19 protein-coding genes are annotated in these 19,100 nt (G+C 67.4%); 10 read left to right on the top strand and 9 right to left on the bottom strand.

The window, feature by feature from the left end; translation table 11 throughout:
• Positions 1-4 precede the first annotated feature (4 nt).
• Positions 5-2,545: a DEAD/DEAH box helicase gene (locus G6N28_RS11890; protein WP_163900488.1), complete on the top strand. Its 2,541-nt coding sequence runs from the start codon at positions 5-7 to the stop codon at positions 2,543-2,545.
• Between the two features lie 177 nt (positions 2,546-2,722).
• Here the strand turns inward: G6N28_RS11890 and trxA are convergent, their stop codons facing one another.
• From trxA to G6N28_RS11875, 3 genes are read right to left on the bottom strand one after another with little or no spacing between them, the layout of a single operon-like run.
• The gene (gene trxA, locus G6N28_RS11885) at positions 2,723-3,103 is read right to left on the bottom strand and encodes a thioredoxin (RefSeq protein ID WP_163900485.1); all 381 of its coding nucleotides are present in this window, start codon (positions 3,101-3,103) and stop codon (positions 2,723-2,725) included.
• Positions 3,104-3,123: 20 nt separating this feature from the next.
• Positions 3,124-4,323, bottom strand: a complete 1,200-nt coding sequence (locus G6N28_RS11880) for an NAD(P)/FAD-dependent oxidoreductase (protein WP_128109468.1) — start codon at positions 4,321-4,323, stop codon at positions 3,124-3,126.
• Between the two features lie 30 nt (positions 4,324-4,353).
• On the bottom strand, positions 4,354-5,733 hold the full coding sequence (locus G6N28_RS11875; protein ID WP_163900483.1) for an MBL fold metallo-hydrolase: 1,380 nt from the start codon (positions 5,731-5,733) through the stop codon (positions 4,354-4,356).
• Between the two features lie 186 nt (positions 5,734-5,919).
• Between G6N28_RS11875 and G6N28_RS11870 the strand changes: the two genes are divergently transcribed.
• Both G6N28_RS11870 and G6N28_RS11865 read left to right on the top strand, forming a co-directional pair.
• On the top strand, positions 5,920-6,522 hold the full coding sequence (locus G6N28_RS11870; RefSeq protein WP_163900481.1) for a rhodanese-like domain-containing protein: 603 nt from the start codon (positions 5,920-5,922) through the stop codon (positions 6,520-6,522).
• Positions 6,519-7,397, top strand: coding sequence for a sulfite exporter TauE/SafE family protein (locus tag G6N28_RS11865; protein ID WP_163900479.1), 879 nt, complete (start codon positions 6,519-6,521; stop codon positions 7,395-7,397). Before G6N28_RS11870 ends, G6N28_RS11865 begins: the two co-directional genes overlap by 4 nt.
• Positions 7,398-7,404: 7 nt before the next feature.
• Here G6N28_RS11865 and G6N28_RS11860 read toward each other — a convergent pair whose 3' ends face one another.
• Complete coding sequence (locus G6N28_RS11860) at positions 7,405-8,223, bottom strand: formate/nitrite transporter family protein (RefSeq protein ID WP_163900477.1); 819 nt, start codon at positions 8,221-8,223, stop codon at positions 7,405-7,407.
• Between the two features lie 129 nt (positions 8,224-8,352).
• On the opposite strand from G6N28_RS11860, the gene G6N28_RS11855 reads away from it, so the two are divergent.
• Complete coding sequence (locus G6N28_RS11855) at positions 8,353-9,384, top strand: fused (3R)-hydroxyacyl-ACP dehydratase subunits HadA/HadB (protein ID WP_163900475.1); 1,032 nt, start codon at positions 8,353-8,355, stop codon at positions 9,382-9,384.
• Between the two features lie 14 nt (positions 9,385-9,398).
• Here the strand turns inward: G6N28_RS11855 and G6N28_RS27430 are convergent, their stop codons facing one another.
• A complete protein-coding gene (locus tag G6N28_RS27430) occupies positions 9,399-9,686 on the bottom strand; it encodes a DUF732 domain-containing protein (RefSeq protein WP_163900473.1) in 288 nt (95 codons plus the stop codon).
• A gap of 107 nt (positions 9,687-9,793) precedes the next feature.
• On the opposite strand from G6N28_RS27430, the gene G6N28_RS11845 reads away from it, so the two are divergent.
• On the top strand, positions 9,794-10,207 hold the full coding sequence (locus tag G6N28_RS11845; protein ID WP_163900471.1) for a rhodanese-like domain-containing protein: 414 nt from the start codon (positions 9,794-9,796) through the stop codon (positions 10,205-10,207).
• A gap of 3 nt (positions 10,208-10,210) precedes the next feature.
• On the opposite strand, the gene G6N28_RS11840 is transcribed toward G6N28_RS11845, so the two are convergent.
• Both G6N28_RS11840 and G6N28_RS11835 read right to left on the bottom strand, forming a co-directional pair.
• Positions 10,211-10,894, bottom strand: coding sequence for a class I SAM-dependent methyltransferase (locus tag G6N28_RS11840; RefSeq protein WP_163906152.1), 684 nt, complete (start codon positions 10,892-10,894; stop codon positions 10,211-10,213).
• A gap of 23 nt (positions 10,895-10,917) precedes the next feature.
• Complete coding sequence (locus G6N28_RS11835; protein ID WP_163900469.1) at positions 10,918-12,309, bottom strand: alanine/glycine:cation symporter family protein; 1,392 nt, start codon at positions 12,307-12,309, stop codon at positions 10,918-10,920.
• A gap of 292 nt (positions 12,310-12,601) precedes the next feature.
• Between G6N28_RS11835 and G6N28_RS11830 the strand changes: the two genes are divergently transcribed.
• The 5 genes from G6N28_RS11830 (at position 12,602) to G6N28_RS11810 (ending at position 17,516) form a co-directional block, all read left to right on the top strand.
• Positions 12,602-13,555, top strand: a complete 954-nt coding sequence (locus G6N28_RS11830; protein ID WP_163900466.1) for a 1-phosphofructokinase family hexose kinase — start codon at positions 12,602-12,604, stop codon at positions 13,553-13,555.
• Between the two features lie 7 nt (positions 13,556-13,562).
• Complete coding sequence (surE, locus tag G6N28_RS11825) at positions 13,563-14,339, top strand: 5'/3'-nucleotidase SurE (RefSeq protein ID WP_163900464.1); 777 nt, start codon at positions 13,563-13,565, stop codon at positions 14,337-14,339.
• 152 nt (positions 14,340-14,491) lie between these two features.
• Positions 14,492-15,163, top strand: a complete 672-nt coding sequence (locus G6N28_RS11820) for a TetR/AcrR family transcriptional regulator (protein WP_163900463.1) — start codon at positions 14,492-14,494, stop codon at positions 15,161-15,163.
• Between the two features lie 48 nt (positions 15,164-15,211).
• Entirely contained in the window at positions 15,212-16,363 is a 1,152-nt protein-coding gene (locus tag G6N28_RS11815) for an acetyl-CoA C-acetyltransferase (protein ID WP_163900461.1), read from the top strand.
• A 4-nt stretch (positions 16,364-16,367) separates the two neighbouring features.
• Positions 16,368-17,516 carry an acyl-CoA dehydrogenase family protein gene (locus tag G6N28_RS11810; RefSeq protein ID WP_163900459.1) on the top strand — a complete coding sequence of 383 codons (1,149 nt, stop codon included), beginning with the start codon at positions 16,368-16,370 and terminating at the stop codon, positions 17,514-17,516.
• On the opposite strand, the gene G6N28_RS11805 is transcribed toward G6N28_RS11810, so the two are convergent.
• Both G6N28_RS11805 and G6N28_RS11800 read right to left on the bottom strand, forming a co-directional pair.
• Positions 17,517-17,708 (bottom strand): ferredoxin, encoded by a 192-nt coding sequence (locus G6N28_RS11805; RefSeq protein WP_163900457.1) that lies wholly within the window; start codon positions 17,706-17,708, stop codon positions 17,517-17,519.
• A complete protein-coding gene (locus G6N28_RS11800; protein WP_163900455.1) occupies positions 17,708-19,093 on the bottom strand; it encodes an aldehyde dehydrogenase family protein in 1,386 nt (461 codons plus the stop codon). The genes G6N28_RS11805 and G6N28_RS11800 overlap by 1 nt, the downstream gene beginning before the upstream one ends.
• Positions 19,094-19,100: the final 7 nt, after the last annotated feature.

The following is a 19,100-nucleotide window of genomic DNA, read 5'->3' as shown; positions in this document are numbered from 1 at the left end:
CGCCATGACCGACAGCGCACCCCTGCTGGACGATCCGGACGATCTGTCGGCGCTGCGCGCCAAGGGCGCCGACCCCGACGAGCTGTTCGCGTCGTTCGCGGCCTGGGCCGAGGCCAACGGCACCGCGCTGTACCCAGCGCAGGAGGAGGCGCTGATCGAGTTGGTCAGCGGCGCCAACGTCATCCTCGCGACACCCACCGGTTCCGGAAAGTCGTTGGTGGCCACCGGCGCGCTCTACGCGGCGCTGGCCGGCGGGCGGCGCAGCTACTACACCGCGCCGATCAAGGCGCTGGTCAGTGAGAAGTTCTTCGCGCTTTGCGAAGTTTTCGGCGCGGTCAACGTCGGCATGCTGACCGGCGACGCCGCGGTCAACGCCGACGCGCCGATCATCACCTGCACCGCGGAGGTGCTGGCCAACATCGCACTGCGCGAGGGCGCGAATGCCGACATCGGGTTGGTCGTGATGGACGAGTTCCACTTCTACGGCGATCCCGACCGCGGCTGGGCCTGGCAGGTGCCGCTGCTGGAGTTGCCCAACGCCCAGTTCCTGCTGATGTCGGCCACGCTGGGCGACGTCACGTTCCTGCGGAACGACCTCACCCGGCGCACCGGGCGGCCCACCGCACTGGTTGCCAACGCCGAACGCCCGGTGCCGCTGTTCTTTTCGTACGCCACCACGCCGATGCACGAGACGATCGGCGACCTGCTGGACACCAACCAGGCCCCGATCTACGTCGTGCACTTCACCCAGGCATCGGCGCTGGAGCGCGCGCAGGCGTTGATGAGCGTCAACGTCAGCACCAAACAGGAGAAGGCCGAAATCCGGGAGATGATCGGCGCGTTCCAGTTCTCCACGGCCTTCGGGTCGACGTTGTCGCGGCTGGTGCGGCACGGGATCGGGGTGCACCACGCCGGGATGTTGCCCAAGTACCGGCGGCTGGTCGAACAATTGGCGCAGGCCGGGCTGCTCAAGGTGATCTGCGGCACCGACACGCTCGGCGTCGGCATCAACGTGCCGATCCGCACCGTGGTGTTCTCGGCGTTGTCAAAGTACGACGGTGTGCGCACCCGACTACTCAACGCGCGGGAGTTTCATCAGATCGCGGGCCGGGCGGGCCGGGCCGGCTTCGACACCGCGGGCACCGTCGTCGTGCAGGCACCCGACCACGAGGTGGAGAACCTCAAGCAGTTCGCCAAGGTCGCCGATGACCCGAAGAAGCGGCGGAAGCTGGTGCGCCGCAAGGTGCCCGAGGGCATGGTGCCGTGGAGCGAGTCGACCATGAAGCGGCTGATCGGGGCCGCCCCCGAGCCACTGACCAGCAACATGAGGGTGTCGACGGCGATGATCCTGGACGTCGTGGCCCGTCCCGGTGACCCGTTCGAGGCGATGCGGCGGCTGCTCACCGACAACCACGAGCCGCGCAAACGGCAGCTGCAGTACATCCGCGAAGCCGTCGGCATCGCGCGGTCGCTGCTGCAGGCCGGGGTGATCGAACGACTCGACCAACCCGATCCCGACGGGCGCCGCTACCGGCTGACCGTCGATCTGCCCCCGAACTTCGCGTTGTATCAACCGCTGTCGACATTCGCGCTGGCCGCCGTCGACGTGCTCGATCCGGCGTCGGAAACCTTTGCCCTGGACGTGGTCTCGGTGATCGAGGCGACGCTGGAGGACCCGCGTCAGATCCTGGCCGCGCAACTGAACAAGGCCCGCGGTGAGGCGGTGGCGGCGATGAAGGCCGAGGGCATCGAGTACGACGAACGCATCGAACTGCTCGACGACGTCACCTACCCCAAACCGCTGGAAGAACTGCTCGAGCACACCTTCGAGGTGTATCTGCAGAGCAACCCGTGGGCCGCCGACGCGCAGCTGTCACCGAAGTCGGTGGTGCGCGAAATGTGGGAACGCGCAATGACGTTCCGCGAGTATGTCAGCGATTACGGGCTGACCCGCGCCGAGGGTGCGGTGCTGCGCTACCTGTCCGACGCGTACAAGGCGCTGCGTTCCGGGGTGCCCGCCCCGGCCAGGACCGAGGAGCTCACCGATATCGTGGAATGGCTCGGCGAGCTTGTCCGCCAGGTGGATTCGAGCCTGCTCGACGAATGGGAACAGCTGACCAGCCCGGACAAGCCGCACGACACGCCTGTGGCGGTGCCGGCCCGGCCGCGCCCGGTGACCGGAAACGACCGCGCGTTCACCGCGATGGTGCGCAACGCGTTGTTCCGTCGGGTCGAGTTGTTCGCCCGTCGGCGTTGGGACGAACTCGGGGCGCTCGATACCCATTCGGGCTGGACGGCGCAGCGCTGGGCGCAGGTCGGCGACGAGTACTTCGACGAGCACGATGACGTCGGCACCGGCGCCGACGCGCGGGGCCCGGCGCTGCTGATCATCGACCGCGCAGCCGAGACGTGGCGGATGCGGCAGATCTTCGACGATCCCGCTGCCCACCACGACTGGGGTTTCACCGCCGAGGTGGACCTGGCGGCCTCCGACGAGGTAGGCGCCGCGGTGCTGCGCGTCGTCGCCGTGGGCCGGCTCGACTAGGTCGTCATCCGAACAGGCCGCCGCGAAAGTTCGCTGGATTTTGCGCTCCGTTCCCGGATTTCCCTCGATCCAGCGGAACGAGCGGCCGTTAAACAGCTTAAATTGTTTGCCACCGCACAACAATTGCGCATTTCCCGGCGGCCAGCCGACCGTCGCCGGTGGCGGTAGGAGCCCGGCCTAACCGTGCGAGGCTGACGCCGCCTTGCGTGCGGCGATCTTGGCGTGGACCTCCGCCATGTCGAGCGCCTTCACCCGGGTGATCAGATCCTCGAGCGCCGCCGGATGCATCGCTCCGGGCTGGCTGTACACCAGGACACCGTCGCGGAACGCCATGACCGTCGGAATCGAGCGGATCTCCAACGTGGCGGCCAGATCTCGCTCGGCTTGCGTGTCAACCTTGGCGTGCACCACGTCCGGATGTGCTGCCGAGGAACGTTCGAAGATCGGAGCGAAGGCACGGCACGGGCCGCACCACGATGCCCAGAAGTCCACCAGCACAATCGGATTGTCGACGATGGTGGACTCGAAGTCGTCGAAGGTCAGGTTTCTGGTTGCCATGATCGTTTCCTTTCGTTCTCCTATGCAAGGCCCTTGAGCATCAGGTTCCAGTACATGAACGGAAGCCCGTATTTCTTGAGGTACCAGTAGCTGCGGTGCGGTTTAGTCGGGTCGAGCAACGGAAATGACGGCGTGATGTTCAGGTCATAGTCGAACTCCGCGAGCAGCATCGCGTGCGAGGACGTGACGATCGGACACGACGCGTACCCGTTGTAGGAGGCCGGCAGCGGCCGGCCCGCCAGAAACGCCTCGACGTTGGCGACGACGACCGGGGCCTGCTTGCGGATCGCGGCACCGGTCTTGGAGTTCGGTGAGGATCCAGCGTCTCCGAGGCTGAACACGTTGGGGTAGCGCACGTGCTGCATGGTGTGCTTGTCGATCTCGACGTAACCGCCCGTGTCACCGGTTGACAGCGGGCCGGACTTGATCCAGTCCGGTGCCGACTGGTGTGGTACGGCGTGCAACACGTCGTAGGACAGCATGGTGTCGGATCCCCCACCGCCGGTCGCTGTCACGCCCACTTTGTGGGCGTCGGCGTCGACGGAGGTCACCTCGGCGTTGGTGTGCACCGTGATGCCGTAGTCCGCCGCGATCGCGTCGAGACTGTCGGCGATCGCCGGGATTCCGAACAACCGCGGTGTCGGCACCACCAGATGTACGTCGATGTCAGACAGCACGCCCTGTGACCGCCAGTAGTCGCTGGCCAGGTAGGCGATCTTCTGCGGCGCCCCGGCACACTTGATCGGTCCCGAGGGCATCGTGAACACCGCTGTGCCCGAACGCAGATTCTTGATGAAATCCCATGTCCGCGGGGCGAGGTCGAAACGGTAGTTCGACGACACCCCGCCGGAGCCGAGCGCGTCCGCCAACCCCTCGACACGGTCCCAGTCCAGCTGGATGCCCGGGCTGACCACCAACACGTCGTACTCGTATACGGCACCGTCGACGCAGGTGACCGTGTTGTTGTCGGGATCGACTGCCGCCGCCGCGTTCCTGATCCAGGTCGCGCCCCTGGGCATCACCGACGCCTCGGGCCGTGCCGTCGTCGACGCCTTGGCGTGCCCGCCGCCGACCAGGGTCCACAGCGGTTGGTAGTAGTGCGTGTCCGACGGTTCGATGACGGCGACGTCGGAGTGGCCACGCCGAAGAAGGCGGGCTGCCACCGAGATTCCGGCGGTGCCGCCGCCGACGATCACGATTCGGTGCTTCGCGGTAACCATAAGCGTTCTGTTCCTTTCTGATTCGTCGGCTCAGGCGTTCTGCCGGGCTTCTTCCCAGGCGCCGAAGCCACCCAGGATGTCGCTGACATCAGCGAACCCGCGTTGCCGCAACAGGCTTGCCGCCACCGACGACCGGTAGCCGCCCGCGCAGTAAACGACGGTCGGTTTGGCGGGATCGAGCTCGCCGAGACGGCTCGTCAGCTGAGCCACCGGGATCTCGACCGCATTCGGGATCGTCCCCGCGGCGGTCTCACCCGGGTTGCGCACGTCGACGATCTGCAGGTCGGCCAGTTCCATGGCACGCTGGTCGAACGCCTTGGCCGTCAGCCGCGAGGCCACCTGCACGTCGTCACGGTGTGCGAACATCGCCTCGTACGGACGCTCGAGGTAGCCGATCACCCGGTCGAAGCCGATGCGCGCCAGCCGGGTCTTTGCCTCCAGTTCCTGTCCGGGTTCGGTGAACAACACGATGTCGACGTCGGTGGGCACCACCGATCCGGCGTACTCGGCGTAGCGGCCGTCGAGCCCGATGTTGATCGCCCCGCGCAGGTGCCCCAAGGCGAACTCCTCCGGTCCACGCCCGTCGACCAGGATCGCGCCGGCGTTCATCGCGTCGCGCACCTGCTCATAGGTCATCGCCATCGGCATCTTGGTCTCGTCCAGCAGTTCACGGTCTTTGCGGTTGAGGATCGCGTCGTAGACGAAGTAGCCCGGTGCAGGCGGTTGCCCTTCGGTGACCAACGCCATGAAGGTCTCCTTGTCGGGTGCGCGCAGGGCGTAGTTCGTCTCCTTCTGCTCGCCGATGGTCGACCACAGATCGGTCGACAGGTTCTTGCCACAGGCCGAACCCGCGCCGTGGGCCGGATACACCCGGGTGGCGTCGGGCAGGGTCATCAGCTTGGTGTGCAGCGAGTCGTAGAGCTTGTCGGCCAGCTCTTCGCGGGTGAACCCGATCGAGGCCAACAGGTCCGGGCGGCCCACGTCACCGATGAACAGCGCGTCGCCGGTGAGCACCCCGTAGGGCACCTCGTCGTCGGGCTGTTCGTAGACGACGATGCTCAGCGACTCGGGGGTATGGCCGGGGGTGTGCAGGAACTCCAGCCTCACCTCGCCCAGCGAGTAGCGCTGCCCGTCGGCCACGCCCATCGACTCGAACTCGGTCTCGGCGACCGACGAGTACACGATCTTCGCGCCGGTGGCCTCGGCCAGCTCCAAGTGGCCGGACAGGAAGTCGGCGTGGAAGTGCGTTTCGATGACGAGCTCGATGGTCAAACCGAGCTCCTCGGCATCGGAGAGGTATTCGGAAACATCCCGTTGCGGATCGACAACCACTGCGCGCCCGGTGGTTTCGTCGGCAATCAGGTACGACGCGTGGGACAGGCAGTCCAGGTAGTACTGGATGAATTTCACGGCGGCGGTCCTTTCTTCGGTTCGGGTCATGCGACGGCACATATACCCCTACGGGTATGTCAAGGGTTCTGCGGGTCGGGATATTCCGTCCTTGCATTTACCCCCGGGGGTATGTGTACGATGGCGACCAATATACCCCATGGGGTATCAAACTCAACACCCTGCTGAACGCGAGAGGACACCGACATGACCGCACCCGCCACGATCGACTGCGACAACCTCGAATGCCTGCTCAACTCGCCCACCCCGCCGCGGGTGCTCGATGTCCGGACACCGGGCGAGTTTGAGACGGCCCACATCGCCGGCGCTTACAACGTGCCGCTGGATCTGTTGCGCGAACACCGCGACGAGATCGTCCGACACCTCGACCAAGACGTCGTCCTTGTCTGCCGGTCAGGTCAGCGCGCCGCCCAGGCGGAGGAGACACTGCGCAACGCGGGGCTGACCAATGTGCACATCCTCGCCGGCGGGATCACCGCCTGGGAGGCCAAGGGATTCGCGGTGACGCGCGGGGCCGAACGCTGGGATCTCGAACGGCAGGTCCGCCTGGTCGCCGGTGGCCTCGTGTTCGCCAGCGTCTTGGGCAGCATCGCCGTGCCCAAGCTCAAGTGGGTCGCCGCTGCCATCGGCGGCGGCCTGACATTCGCGGCGCTGTCCAACACCTGCGCAATGGGCATGATGCTGTCGAAGCTGCCCTACAACCGCGGCGTCACCTGCGATGCCCAGACGATCGTGGCCCAGCTCGTCGACGCAACCTCCGCAACCGAAGAGCCGGACGGCCGATCATGATCGGGCTCACGATCGGTCTCGCCGTATTCGTCGGTGTCGCACTGGGTTTGCTCGGCGGCGGAGGTTCCATCCTGACCGTGCCACTGTTGGCCTACGTGGCCGGGATGGACGCCAAACAAGCCATCGCGACGTCGCTCTTGGTCGTCGGCGTCACCAGTGCGATAGGCGCGATCTCGCACGCACGGGCCGGGCGGGTGCAATGGCGCACCGGTCTGATCTTCGGCGGCGCGGGTATGGCCGGTGCGTACGCGGGCGGACTGCTGGCCCGGTACATTCCGGGCCCGGTACTGCTCATCGGCTTTGCCGTCATGATGATCGGCACCGCTGTCGCCATGCTGCGCGGGCGCAGGAACGTCGAAACCGCAAGCGACGGCGACTTTTCCCTGCCGATACCGAAGATCGTGACGGAGGGGCTGGTGGTGGGTTTGGTCACCGGTCTGGTCGGGGCCGGGGGCGGGTTCCTCGTGGTGCCCGCCCTCGCGCTGCTCGGCGGCCTACCGATGCCGGTCGCGGTGGCCACCTCGCTCATCGTGATCGCGATGAAGTCGTTCGCCGGGTTGGGCGGTTATCTGTCCAGCGTTCAAATCGACTGGCCGGTGGCGCTGGCGGTGACGGCCGCGGCCGTGGTGGGCGCCTTGATCGGAGCCCGAGCGACCGCGATGGTCAACCCCGAGTCGCTGAGGCAGGCCTTCGGCTGGTTCGTGCTCGCGATGTCCTCGGTCATCCTGGCCCAGGAGATCCACCTGAGCGTGGGAATCGCGGCCGCGGTGCTCACCGTGATCGCCGCGGGCGCGACGCTGGCCTGTACCCGCCTCGACGTCTGTCCGCTACGACGGTTCACAGCCGCGGCCGCCGCGCGCAGGGCGGTCGTCTGACCGCCACTCAAGACGCCTTCGCGTCCTGCCGTTCCTCCCGGATCCGCTCCTTGCTGCGCAACACCCGCAGCAGCGTCACGAGCAGCAACCCGCCGACCACATTGCCGACCGCGGTGTAGCCGAACCAGCCGAGCCAGTCGAGGTAGCCGAACGGCGCCTGCCCCGTGATGAGCGCCCCGAAGATCAGCAGCGAGTCGAGGATCGAATGGAACATCTGCAGCCCGGCGAGCAGGAACCCGCCCGCGACGGCCGCGGCGATCTTGCCGAACGTCGAATCGGTGCCGTGATGCATGCGCGTCATCAACGTGATCGTCATCCCGCCGAGCAGCGCCAGCGCGACCGTCTCGGCCGACAGCGGCGCGGTGGCGAAGTGGGTGCCCGACTCGATCGTCTGCGCGTGCAGCTTCGGGTAGGCCGTCATGATCAGCCACATGATCACCCAGCCTCCGGCGAGGTTGGCGATCAGCGTTCCGCTCCACAGCTTGAGCAGCTGACCCACGCTGGCGCGCTTGGCGGCCACCGTGGTGACCGGCACCAGAAACCCCTCGGTGAACAGTTCGGAGCGGCCGAGCAGCAACGCCAGGAAGCCGATCGAGAAGGCGAGCCCGGCGATCAAGTGGTTGTGCGTGACCGCCAGCACCGAGAGATAGGCGAGGACGCCGACCGCCACCTCGGTGCCGCCGAAGAACCCGGTGACCAGCACTTCTCGCCAGCTGCGGTGCAGGCGCTGGGTACCCTCCCCGATCATCCTCTGGAAGGCGCCCTCCAACTCGTCCTCGATGGGACTGTCCGACTCGCCTAGCTCGCGTTGACTCGTCTTGCTCACGTGGGTCCTCGGCTCTCGGTGGCAGGGGCAATCGCGAGTACCCACCGCCGCGCCGCTCATGCACTGGTTGCGCGTTAGTGTGCTTGGGTCGGTCTTCAGCAACGAGCCGACAGAAGAGTTGGGCAACACATGACCGCATCAGCAGAGACGTCCGCGCTCGAAGCGCGGGTCGGCCACTGGTACCAGATGGACGGCACCTACCTGGTCGGCCGCGAGAAGCTACGCGAGTACGCCCGCGCGGTGCAGGACTATCACCCCGCACACTGGGACGTCGCCGCCGCCGCCGGGCTGGGCTATCCGGACGTGGTGGCGCCGCTGACGTTCACGTCGGCCCCGGGCATGCAGTGCAACCGGCGGATGTTCGAAGAGATCGTCGTCGGTTACGACACCTATCTGCAGACCGAGGAGGTCTTCGAGCAGCACCGCCCGATCGTGGCAGGCGACGAACTGGTGATCGACGTGGAGCTCACCTCGGTGCGCAGAACGGCGGGCCGTGACTTCATCACCGTGACCAACACGTTCACCGACACCGCGGGCGAGCGGGTGCACACCCTGCACACCACCGTCGTCGGCGTCACCGCCGAGGACGTCGATGCCGCGGTGAAGACCGCCGTGCAGAACGCGATGATGCACGACGTCGACTTCTCCGGGGTCGGCACCTTGGATTCCGAGTACCAGAAGACGGTCCGCCCCGAGGGCGAGATCCGGATCGCCGACGGGGGCTCGACCCGAGTGCCCGGCACGCCGTCCTTCGATGACCTGTCGGTGGGTGACGCGCTGCCGGTGCGCCACACCCGGCTGTCCCGCGGCGACCTGGTGAACTACGCCGGGGTGGCCGGCGACGCCAACCCGATCCACTGGGACGAGGGCATCGCAAAGCTGGCCGGGCTGCCCGATGTGATCGCCCACGGCATGCTCACCATGGGGCTGGGCGCCGGGTTCGTCTCCGCATGGTCGGGGGATCCCGGCGCGGTCACCCGCTACGCGGTGCGCTTGTCGGCGCCCGCGGTCGTCTCGGCCGCGGAGGGAGCCGACATCGAGTTCAGCGGCCGGATCAAGTCGCTGGATTCGGCGACGCGTTCGGGGGTTGTCGTGGTCGCGGCGAAATCCGGCGGCAAGAAGATCTTCGGCCTGGCGACCATGAACATCCGGTTCCGCTGAGCGCTGTCACCCGGTCAGCACAAGTCCAGCAAGGCGCTGGTCACGATCTTCAACGCCGCGTCCGTCGACACCCCGAGGTCGTCTCGCACCATGACGACCGCATCGGGGGCGAGTACCCCGCCGCGCGTGGCTGAGCACACCCGCCGGCCTTCCGAAAGCAGCTGATCGTCGCTCAGAAAGGTGTACCGATCCCGTAGGCCGTCGAGGAATTCGTCCTCGGTGGCTGAGGCAGGAGGCGCAAGGAGAACCGTGAGCGCTGCTGTCGCAACTCCCAGACTCAACGCAAACGTCCGAGCCGCCATCCCAGAACCGGATGGTAGGCGCGCGGGCCCCGGCTCGCGCCGCTTTCAGCAAACCAGCCAGATCGTCAGCCCGGGGCAGCGCGTACCCCTGGGGGTAGCCTGCGGGTATGGCTGGTTGGGTAGCACGACCGCTTGCCGCGTTCCTGCTGGCAATGAGTGTCATCGTGTCGAGTGCGTGCGCCCAGAAGGAGGCTCTGCCAGCGAGCGCCGCACGGTTGGTCGACCCCGGCGAGTTCGCCGCGGCCATCGCCGAACCCGATCGCTTGGCCGTAAACGTCCACGTGCCTTTCGAGGGGGACATTCCGGGTACCGACCTGTCGATCCCGTTCGACCAGATCGCGGCGCAGGCCGACCGTCTCCCAGCCGATCGCGACACCCCGCTGGCCATCTACTGCCGCTCCGGGCCGATGAGTACCGTTGCGGCCCAAGCGCTCCGCGATCTCGGCTACACCGATGTCGTCGAACTACGCGGCGGCATGCGCGCGTGGCAGGCCGAAGGCCGTGCGCTCACCGGCATCTGACGGTCAGCTGTGCCGCGCGTCCTTGTGCGCGCTGAGCAGGAATCCCGGCATCATCAGCAGGCCGTCGGCGCTGCGCTCGGCGTTGCGCGGCAGCGCTGTGCCGTCGGGAGGCTGAAAGTCCCTGCCGTACAACGTCGCCGGCCGCACCTCGTCGACGGTCCACCGGGTCGCGACGGTGTCGCGCAGGTCCTCGGCGGTGAAGCCGTTGGGGCCGGGGACATCCTCGCCGAACGGCCGTTCGGCGAAAGCCAGGATGAACAGCGAGGCGCCGGGCGCGGCCGCCCGATAGACCGCCTCGACGTAGGCCTGCCTGCGCTCGACCGGCAGCGCGTGTAGGCAGCCGCTGTCCATCACGGTGTTGAACCGGCCGTCGTAGCCGCTGAATTCGGTGATGTCGGCTTGGGCGAACGTGACCGAGTTCAGGCCGCGGTCGTTCGCCGCGGCGGTGGCGGCGGCCACCGCCGTCGGGCTGGCATCGAGCCCGACGACCCGATAACCCCGCGCCGCCAGCGCCAGCGACAGCTCGGCATGGCCGCAGCCGGCGTCGAGCACCTCGCCGCGCACCTTGCCCTGCTTGCTGCCCTGCTCGATCAGCGCGGCCAGTTCGGGCTGCGGCGCACCGATGCTCCACGGCGGCAGCGTGTCCTGGCGGTACATGTCGTCCCAGTCCATCGGCGGTTGAGCCATCGGGGCGCCCTCGTCGTCCGGAGTCATAATCCGCTGCGTGCCTTCATCTCCTCCGCGTACTCCTCGCCGCGGAAGTAGGCGCGGGTCTCGCGGTAGACCATGGGCGCCAAGATGATCAGGCCGATGAGGTTGGGCAGGGCCATCAAGCCGTTCATCACGTCCGAGAAGGTCCACACCGTCTGTAGCGCGGTGGTCGCGCCGATGTAGATCACGATGATGAACAGGATCCGATAGGGGACCACGAGCTTTCGTCCGAAGAGGTACTCCACGCAGCGCTCGCCGTAGTACGACCAGCCGAGCAGGGTCGAGAACGCGAAGAAGATCACGCTGAGCGTGACGATCACGCTGCCCCACGACCCGGGCAGGCCCTCGGCAAAGGCGCGTGCGGTGAAACTGGCGGCCTCGTCCGGGCCCGCCTCCTTCCACACGCCGGTGACGATGATCGTCAACGCGGTGAAGCTCACCACCACCAGCGTGTCGATGAACGTCTGGGTCATCGAGACCAGCGCCTGCCGGACCGGGTGGGTGGTCTTGGCGGCGGCCGCGGCGATGCCGCCGGTGCCCAGACCGGACTCGTTGGAGAAGATGCCACGGGCGACGCCGTACCGGATCGCCGCGGCGACGGCGGCTCCCGCGAACCCGCCGGTGGCCGAGGTGCCGGTGAACGCGTCGGTGAAGATGAGGCCCAGCGCGGCGGGCACTTCGCCGATGTTGAAGGCGAGCAGGGCCGCCGCCCCGACGATGTAGATGACGATCATCACCGGCACGAAGAGGCTGGTGACCCGGCCGATGCTCTTGATGCCGCCCAGGATGACCGCGGCCGCCAGCACCACCATGACCACACCGCTGATCGGCGCGGCCACCCCCCACTCCTCGGTGACGTTGGCCGCGACGGTGTTGGCCTGGGTCATGTTGCCGATGCCGAACGCGGCGATCGCACCGGCGACCGCGAAGAACCCGCCGAGGAAGACGCCGAGTGGACCTTTGATGCCGCGCCGCAGGTAATGCATCGGGCCGCCGGACTGCTCGCCGGCGGCGTCGGTGCGGCGGAACTTCACGCCGAGGAACGCTTCGGTGTACTTGGTCGCCATGCCGACCATGCCGGTGAACCACATCCAGAACACGGCGCCGGGACCGCCGAGCGCGATCGCGGTCGCGACACCGGCGATGTTCCCGACGCCGACCGTGGCGGCTAGCGCGGTCGAAAGTGCCTGGTAGTGCGAGATGTCGCCGTCGGCCCCGAGGTCCTTACGTTTGACGAACGCCAGCCAGAACGCGAGCCGGAACCGACGCACCTGGATCCCGCGCAGCAGCACCGTCAGGTACAGGCCGGTCAGCAGGAGTAACGGGATCAGCAGCCACGGTCCCCAGATAAAGCTGCTGGCCTCACCGAGGATCTTGTCGAGAGTCGTCATCGCACCGCCGCAATCGCATCGGACATCGGACATCGGACTGGTGAAACGGTAGTGCACCGCGGCCGGGCACTCCCGGTGATTCGCGGTGGCGGATGCGGGTACCCCTGCGTGAATACCTGACATCGAAGGGGAGCCATGACTTCACCAGAACCGAAAGACACTGAAGGACAGCAGGATTCGTCGTTCGTCGATGTCCCGCCTGCGACCCCCGCTTACTCGACCCCGCCGCCGGAGGGACAACCCGACGCAGAGACCTAGTGGCAAAGCCCGCTCCGGTGGGTATCCGTCGGCCATGACCGACACGCAGTCCCGAGCGGACCGCCCCGACGGGGCCGTCGTCGTCTTCGCCCCGCTGCCCATGCTCACCGTGACCGTCGAGGACCGTTCCGGGGAGTCCGACATCCACGTCCACGCCGGCGGCCAGGGGGTGTGGCAGTCACGCATGATGTCCTCGCTCGGGGTGCCGGTGGTGCTGTGCGCCGCGCTCGGCGGGGAGACCGGCGACGTCCTCGGCCATCTGCTGCCCGCGCGCGACGTCACCGTGCGGACCGTCCCCATCAACGCGCGCAACGGTGCGTATGTGCACGATCGTCGCAGCGGCAGCAGGGAAGTCGTCGCCGAGACCGCAGGCACCCCCCTGGACCGCCACGAACTCGACTCGCTGTACGAGCTCACCCTGACTGAGGGCCTGACGCACGGCCGGGTGCTGCTGTCCGGGCCGCAGGGCGACCAGGTGGTGCCCGCCGACCTCTACCGGCGGCTGGCCAGCGACCTCGGCGCCAACGGATGCAAGGTGGCCGCCGACCTCGCCGGTGAGCGGCTGGAGGCGGTGCTGGCCGGCGAACCGGATTTCATCAAGGTCAGCCACGAGGAGTTGCTCGACGACGGGCGGGCGAAGTCCGATGACGCCGAGGACCTGGTGAAGGCCATGCGTGCCATGCGTGACGAGGGTGCCTGCACGATCGTGGTGTCGCGGGCAGGCGCGGCACCGACCCTGGCCTTGGTCGAGGACGACGTCATCGAGGTCTGTATGCCGACGCTGGAGCCCGCCGATTCCGCGGGCGCCGGTGACTCCATGACGGCCGGCATCGTCGCCGCGCTGGCGAGCGGTCGCTCGCTGCGCGAGGCGCTGCAGGTCGGCGCGGCCTGCGGGGCGCTCAACGTCGTGCGGCACGGGTTGGGCACCGGCGGTGCGAGGGCGGTGGAGACGCTGGCCGAACGGGTGCAACTGCGGCCGTGGGGATAGGGGGAGGATGCGGCGCGCATTGGTGACCAACGACGACGGGATCGACTCGCCCGGCCTGCACGCGCTGGTGAACGCGGCGCGGGCGGCGGGACTGGACGTCGTCGTGGCGGCCCCGGTCGAACAGGCCAGCGGCGCGAGCGCGGCGCTGAGCGCGGTGCGCCGCGATGGCCGCACCCTCGTCGAACGCCGAGAGTTGCCCGGCCTGAACGGTGTCGAGGCGTGGGCGGTGCACGCCCAACCCGGACACATCGTCGCCGCCGCGCTCAACGGCTGGTTCGATCCGCGACCGGAGCTCGTGTTGTCCGGGATCAACCACGGCGCCAACGTCGGGCGGGCCATCCTGCATTCAGGGACGGTCGGCGCGGCGCTCACCGCGAAGATCAGCGACACCCGCGCGCTGGCGGTGTCGCTGGACGTCGCGCTGCGGCCCACCGGCGAGCGGCACTGGAACACGGCAGCCGGGCTGCTGACGCCGGTGCTGGAGCTGCTGCTCGCCGCCCCCGACGGCACCGTCCTCTCCCTCAACGTGCCGGACCGGCCCGCCACCGAGGTGGGCCCGCTCCGGCATGCGCGGCTGGCCCGCGGCGGAGCCGTGCAGACCCGCGTCGAGGAGGTCCGCGACGGCAACGTGCGCCTGAGCGAGGTCGAGGTCACCGACCGGCCGGAGGCCGACACCGACAGCGCCCTGCTCGATGCCGGGCACCCGACGCTGACGGAGCTGCGGTCGGTCGAGGCGGACGACGGCCATCTCGTGCGGGAATGGCTGACGTCGCGCGGGGGCTGAGATGCGATGACGACTCCGGAAGAGATCCAACGTCTTTTGTCGCTGCCGCAGAAATTTAATGCGCAGTAAACCTGCGAATGCCGGTCGTAAGACCACGCCGAAACGGACAGGCGTTGGCGTGCCCGACCTTCTGCGCGCACTAGCATCTGACTATGGCCCGTGGCAGCCGCAGCGCTCAGATCCCCGACGAAGCAGACTCGAAGTCCCAGCGCACCCGCGCACGCATTCTCGACGCCGCCGCACATGTCCTGAGCGTCAAGGGCTATGCCGGGACCAGGTTGTCTGACGTCGCGGACTATGCGGGGTTGCAGGCCCCCGCGATCTACTACTACTTCCCGTCCCGCGAGGACCTGATCGAGGAGGTCATGTTCGCGGGCATCGCCGATATGCGTCGCCATCTTCAGGAGGCGCTCGACGAGCTGCCCGACGGGACCGAGCCCATCGACAAGATCCTGGCGGCGGTGGACGCACATCTTCGCCACGAACTCGAGCTGTCCGATTACGCCACGGCCTCAATCCGCAACTCCGGTCAGATCCCCGAACGCCTGCGCACCCGCCAGCAGAAGGAAACCAACGCCTACAACGCCTTGTGGTTGCGGTTGTTCAGTGAGGCCGCCGACGCAGGGCAGCTCAGGTCCGACCTCGAGATCCGTGTCGCGCTCGGGCTGGTTCTCGGCGCGCTCAACTGGACCGCGGAGTGGTGGAATCCCCGACGCACCTCGGTCGACACCGTGGTCGCCAACGCCCAAAGCTTTGTGCGCGCAGGCCTGAGTCCGGCCAGCGCACCGGCTCGCCGTAGGCGCGGCAGCGGTTCACGACGCTGACGGCCCCAGCCGTAGCTCGTAGTTTTGATTCTATGTTAAATTAAGCGAGTGAACGAAGCTTATATCGTCGACGCTGTCCGCACCCCCGTCGGTAAGCGCGGCGGGGGGCTGTCCGGCGCACATCCTGCCGATATGGCCGCGCACGTCATTCGAACGGTGGTGGGCCGCCACGCCATCGATCCCGCCGCCATCGACGACGTCATTCTCGGATGTCTGGACAACATCGGCTCTCAGGCAGGCGACATCGCGCGTACCGCGGCGTTGGCCGCGGGGCTACCCGAATCGGTTCCTGGTGTCACCATCGATCGCCAATGCGGATCAGCCCAGCAGGCAGTGCATTTCGCCGCCCAGGGCGTGATGAGCGGCACCGCCGATCTGATCGTTGCCGGCGGCGTGCAGAAGATGAGCCAGTACCCGATCCTCTCGGCGTTCGGGGCCGGAGAGCCGTTCGGCGCGAGCGATCCGTGGACCGGGTGTGAAGGTTGGCAGACCCGGTACGGGGACCAGGAGATCTCCCAGTTCCGAGGTGCGGAAATGATTGCTGCACAATGGAAGCTGTCACGCGAAGACAACGAACGTTTCGCGCTGGAGAGTCACCGGCGGGCGGTGTCGGCCATCGCGGACGGTCGCTTCGAGCGGGAGATCACCCCATTCGCAGACGCGACTGTCGATGAGGGCCCCCGCGCCGACACCTCCTTGGAGAAGATGGCGTCGCTGCCGACCCTCATCGACGGCGGAGTTCTCACCGCAGCGGTCGCCAGCCAGATCTCGGACGGCGCAGCGGCATTGCTGATCGCCTCTGCCGGGGCTGTGAAACGCTTCAACCTCACTCCCCGCGCCCGGATCCATCACATGTCGGTCCGCGGTGCGGATCCCGTGATGATGCTGACCGCCCCGATCCCCGCCACCCAGCACGCACTCAAGCGTGCCGGCATGTCCATCGACGACGCCGACGTCATCGAGATCAACGAGGCGTTCGCGCCGGTGGTCCTGGCCTGGCTCGCCGAGCTCGGTGCCGACCCCGCCAAGGTCAATCCCAACGGCGGCGCCATTGCGCTCGGGCATCCGATCGGCTGCACCGGCGCCCGGCTGATGACGTCGATGCTGTACGAGTTGGAACGGACGAATGGCCGCTTCGGCCTGCAGACCATGTGCGAGGGCGGCGGTCAGGCGAACGTCACCATCATCGAACGGATCTGACACGATGCATCGCAGTCTGTACGGTCCCGATCACGAGGCCTACCGGGAAACCGTCCGCGAGTTTCTCGCCCGCGAGGTCGCGCCGCATCAGGATGAGTGGGACAGGGCGCGGTGGATCGACCGCACGGTGTTCGGCCGCGCGGCCAAAGCGGGCATCTACGGGCTGCAGATCGGCGAGGAGTACGGCGGCTCCGCCGAATCCGACTACCGCTACCGCATGGTGGTGTGCGAGGAGGTCGCGCGAATCAACGCGCTCTCCTTCGGTCTGACGGTCAGCTTGCAGGATGATCTGGTCCTGCACTATCTGCTCGACCTGACCAATGACGAACAGCGCCGACGCTGGCTACCCGGCTTCGCGACCGGGGAGACCATCGGGGCGCTGGCGATGACCGAGCCCGGAACGGGCAGCGACCTGCGCGGCATCCGCACCACTGCGAAACGCGACGGTGACCGCTGGATACTCAACGGGCAGAAGACCTTCATCTCCAGCGGGATCATGGCCGACGTGGTGGTGGTCGCCGCCAGGACCGGCACCACCGGCGGGTCACGTGACCTGAGCCTGTTTGTCGTGGAACGTGACACGCCAGGCTTCGAGCGCGGACGAAAGCTGGACAAGATCGGGCTGCCCGCTCAGGACACCGCGGAACTGTACTTCCGTGACGCCGAGGTTCCGGGCGCCAACCTGATCGGTGAGGAGGGTTACGGCCTCCAATATCTGATGAGCCATCTGCCCCGCGAACGTCTCGGGGTGTCCGCCATGGCGATCGCCACCGCGCGGGCCATCTTCGACGAGACCGTCGAGTACTGCAAGCAACGCCATGCCTTCGGTGCGCCGCTGACGGACAAGCAGCACGTGCGGTTCGAACTGGCGGAGATGGCGACCGAGATCGACATCGCGCAGTCCTATGTCGATCAGTCGGTGCTCGCGTACAACGCGGGCCAGCTCACCGCGGTTGATGCCGCCAAGGGCAAATGGTCGGTCAGCGAGCTGCAGAAGCGGGTTCTCGACCGGTGCTTGCAGCTGCACGGCGGCTACGGGTACATGACCGAGTATCCGGTGGCCCGAGCGTATCTGGATACCCGCGTGCAGACGATCTACGGCGGGACAACAGAAATCATGAAGGAGATCATCGGCCGCGACGTGGTGGCCTGATCAGTCGGCGAAGTACAGCGCACCCGTCGGACAGTTGGCGACCGCCTTCTCGACGAGATCGCGATCTGACTCCGGCGGGTTCTCGTTGATGACGACGGACACCCCGTCCTCGCCGACCTCGAAGACCGTCGGCGCCGTCATCTCGCACATCCCGATGCCCTGACACTTGGTGCGGTCCACACGAACCTTCATCACATCAACCTCCGCATGATGCTCAGTGCTCGATCGGTGTACGGCGGATACATCAACGACGGGTCGGGTTTCGCGGGTTTGGCGAGCACCGCGCGGCGGTGGCTGAGCGTTTCGAATCCCCACCGGCCGTGGTAGGCGCCCATCCCGCTGGCCCCGACTCCGCCGAACGGCAACTGGGGGACCAGACAGTGCATGGCGATGTGGTTGATCACCGCACCGCCAGACGGTGCAGCGTCGATGATTTTCCGGCCTCGTCGCTGGGAGCCGGTGAACACGTACAACGCCAGGGGTTTCGGACGGGAGTTCACGAAGCGAATCGCTGCTTCGGGTGAATCCACCCGCAGCACCGGCAGGATCGGACCGAAGATCTCCTCGCCCATCACCGGGTCGGTCGGCGCGGGATCGACGACGACCGTCGGCTCGATGCGCAGTCGGCCGGTGTCCCACTTGCCGCCTGCGACAACATGTCCCGTTGTGCTCGAGAGCAGTGAGACGAGCCGATCGAACTGCCGTTGGTTGACGATCGGCAAAGACGTGTCGGGCTCCCCCGCGCGAAACCTGCCGATCGCATCGACGATCTTTGCGACCAGCTCGTCGGCGATCGCCGCGTCGGCCAACACATAATCCGGTGCGATGCATGTCTGGCCGGAGTTGAGCATCTTGACCCACGCCAACCGGCGTGCCGCCACGTCCAGGTCGGCATCGGCCGTCACGATCACCGGACTCTTGCCCCCCAGCTCGAGCGTGACCGGCGTGAGCGTCGGGGCCGCGGCAGCCATGATCTTGCGGCCCACCTCCGTACCGCCGGTGAACAGCGCATGGTCGAACCCCTGAGCCAGCAGATCCTGGGTGGTCTGCGCATCGCCCTCGACAACGCGGATGGCGTCACTGTCCAGATACCGCGGAACCAGCCGGGCCAGCAGCGCCGACGTCGCCGGCGCCAGTTCGGAGGGCTTGATGACCGCGCAGTTGCCCGCCGCGACAGCAGCCACAAGGGGAGCCAGGCTCAGATAGACCGGGTAATTCCACGGTCCGATGATCAGGACCACCCCGAGCGGGTCGTACTGCACCCAGCCTCGGCCGGGCAGCTGGGCCAGTGGCAAGGATTGACGTGGGCGACGCATCCACTTACGAACGTGCCTACGCGCGTAGGCCGCTTCGCCTTTCGTCGACGTGATGTCGCCGAGCCACGCCTCTGCCGCCGACCGGCCCAAGTCCTCGGCCAGTGCGGCCGCGATCGCCGGTTCTTGTTCGTCACAAAGTCGTTCGATGGCCGCCAGCTGGTCGAGGCGCCACCGGAGCGGGCGGGTTCTGGCGGTTTCGAACACCTCGCGCAGCCCCGTCACCACGGTGTCGGCCGTCTGCGCCGCCGCGTGAACAGTCATGGCATTC

The organism is Mycolicibacterium pulveris, assembly GCF_010725725.1.
Classification (GTDB): domain Bacteria; phylum Actinomycetota; class Actinomycetes; order Mycobacteriales; family Mycobacteriaceae; genus Mycobacterium; species Mycobacterium pulveris.
Note: the sequence above shows the minus strand (reverse complement) of the source record. Positions and strands in the feature narration are given on the sequence as shown.

What these genes read in the sequence shown, in the direction of transcription:
- G6N28_RS11865 (WP_163900479.1), top strand. Translation starts at nt 6,519, where the DNA reads ATGATCGGGCTCACGATCGGTCTCGCCGTATTCGTCGGTGTCGCACTG.
- G6N28_RS11880 (WP_128109468.1), bottom strand. Translation starts at nt 4,323, where the DNA reads ATGGTTACCGCGAAGCACCGAATCGTGATCGTCGGCGGCGGCACCGCC.
- G6N28_RS11890 (WP_163900488.1), top strand. Translation starts at nt 5, where the DNA reads ATGACCGACAGCGCACCCCTGCTGGACGATCCGGACGATCTGTCGGCG.
- trxA (WP_163900485.1), bottom strand. Translation starts at nt 3,103, where the DNA reads ATGGCAACCAGAAACCTGACCTTCGACGACTTCGAGTCCACCATCGTC.
- G6N28_RS11820 (WP_163900463.1), top strand. Translation starts at nt 14,492, where the DNA reads ATGGCCCGTGGCAGCCGCAGCGCTCAGATCCCCGACGAAGCAGACTCG.
- G6N28_RS27430 (WP_163900473.1), bottom strand. Translation starts at nt 9,686, where the DNA reads ATGGCGGCTCGGACGTTTGCGTTGAGTCTGGGAGTTGCGACAGCAGCG.
- G6N28_RS11845 (WP_163900471.1), top strand. Translation starts at nt 9,794, where the DNA reads ATGGCTGGTTGGGTAGCACGACCGCTTGCCGCGTTCCTGCTGGCAATG.
- surE (WP_163900464.1), top strand. Translation starts at nt 13,563, where the DNA reads ATGCGGCGCGCATTGGTGACCAACGACGACGGGATCGACTCGCCCGGC.
- G6N28_RS11855 (WP_163900475.1), top strand. Translation starts at nt 8,353, where the DNA reads ATGACCGCATCAGCAGAGACGTCCGCGCTCGAAGCGCGGGTCGGCCAC.
- G6N28_RS11830 (WP_163900466.1), top strand. Translation starts at nt 12,602, where the DNA reads ATGACCGACACGCAGTCCCGAGCGGACCGCCCCGACGGGGCCGTCGTC.
- G6N28_RS11835 (WP_163900469.1), bottom strand. Translation starts at nt 12,309, where the DNA reads ATGACGACTCTCGACAAGATCCTCGGTGAGGCCAGCAGCTTTATCTGG.
- G6N28_RS11810 (WP_163900459.1), top strand. Translation starts at nt 16,368, where the DNA reads ATGCATCGCAGTCTGTACGGTCCCGATCACGAGGCCTACCGGGAAACC.
- G6N28_RS11870 (WP_163900481.1), top strand. Translation starts at nt 5,920, where the DNA reads ATGACCGCACCCGCCACGATCGACTGCGACAACCTCGAATGCCTGCTC.
- G6N28_RS11805 (WP_163900457.1), bottom strand. Translation starts at nt 17,708, where the DNA reads ATGAAGGTTCGTGTGGACCGCACCAAGTGTCAGGGCATCGGGATGTGC.
- G6N28_RS11800 (WP_163900455.1), bottom strand. Translation starts at nt 19,093, where the DNA reads ATGACTGTTCACGCGGCGGCGCAGACGGCCGACACCGTGGTGACGGGG.
- G6N28_RS11840 (WP_163906152.1), bottom strand. Translation starts at nt 10,894, where the DNA reads ATGGCTCAACCGCCGATGGACTGGGACGACATGTACCGCCAGGACACG.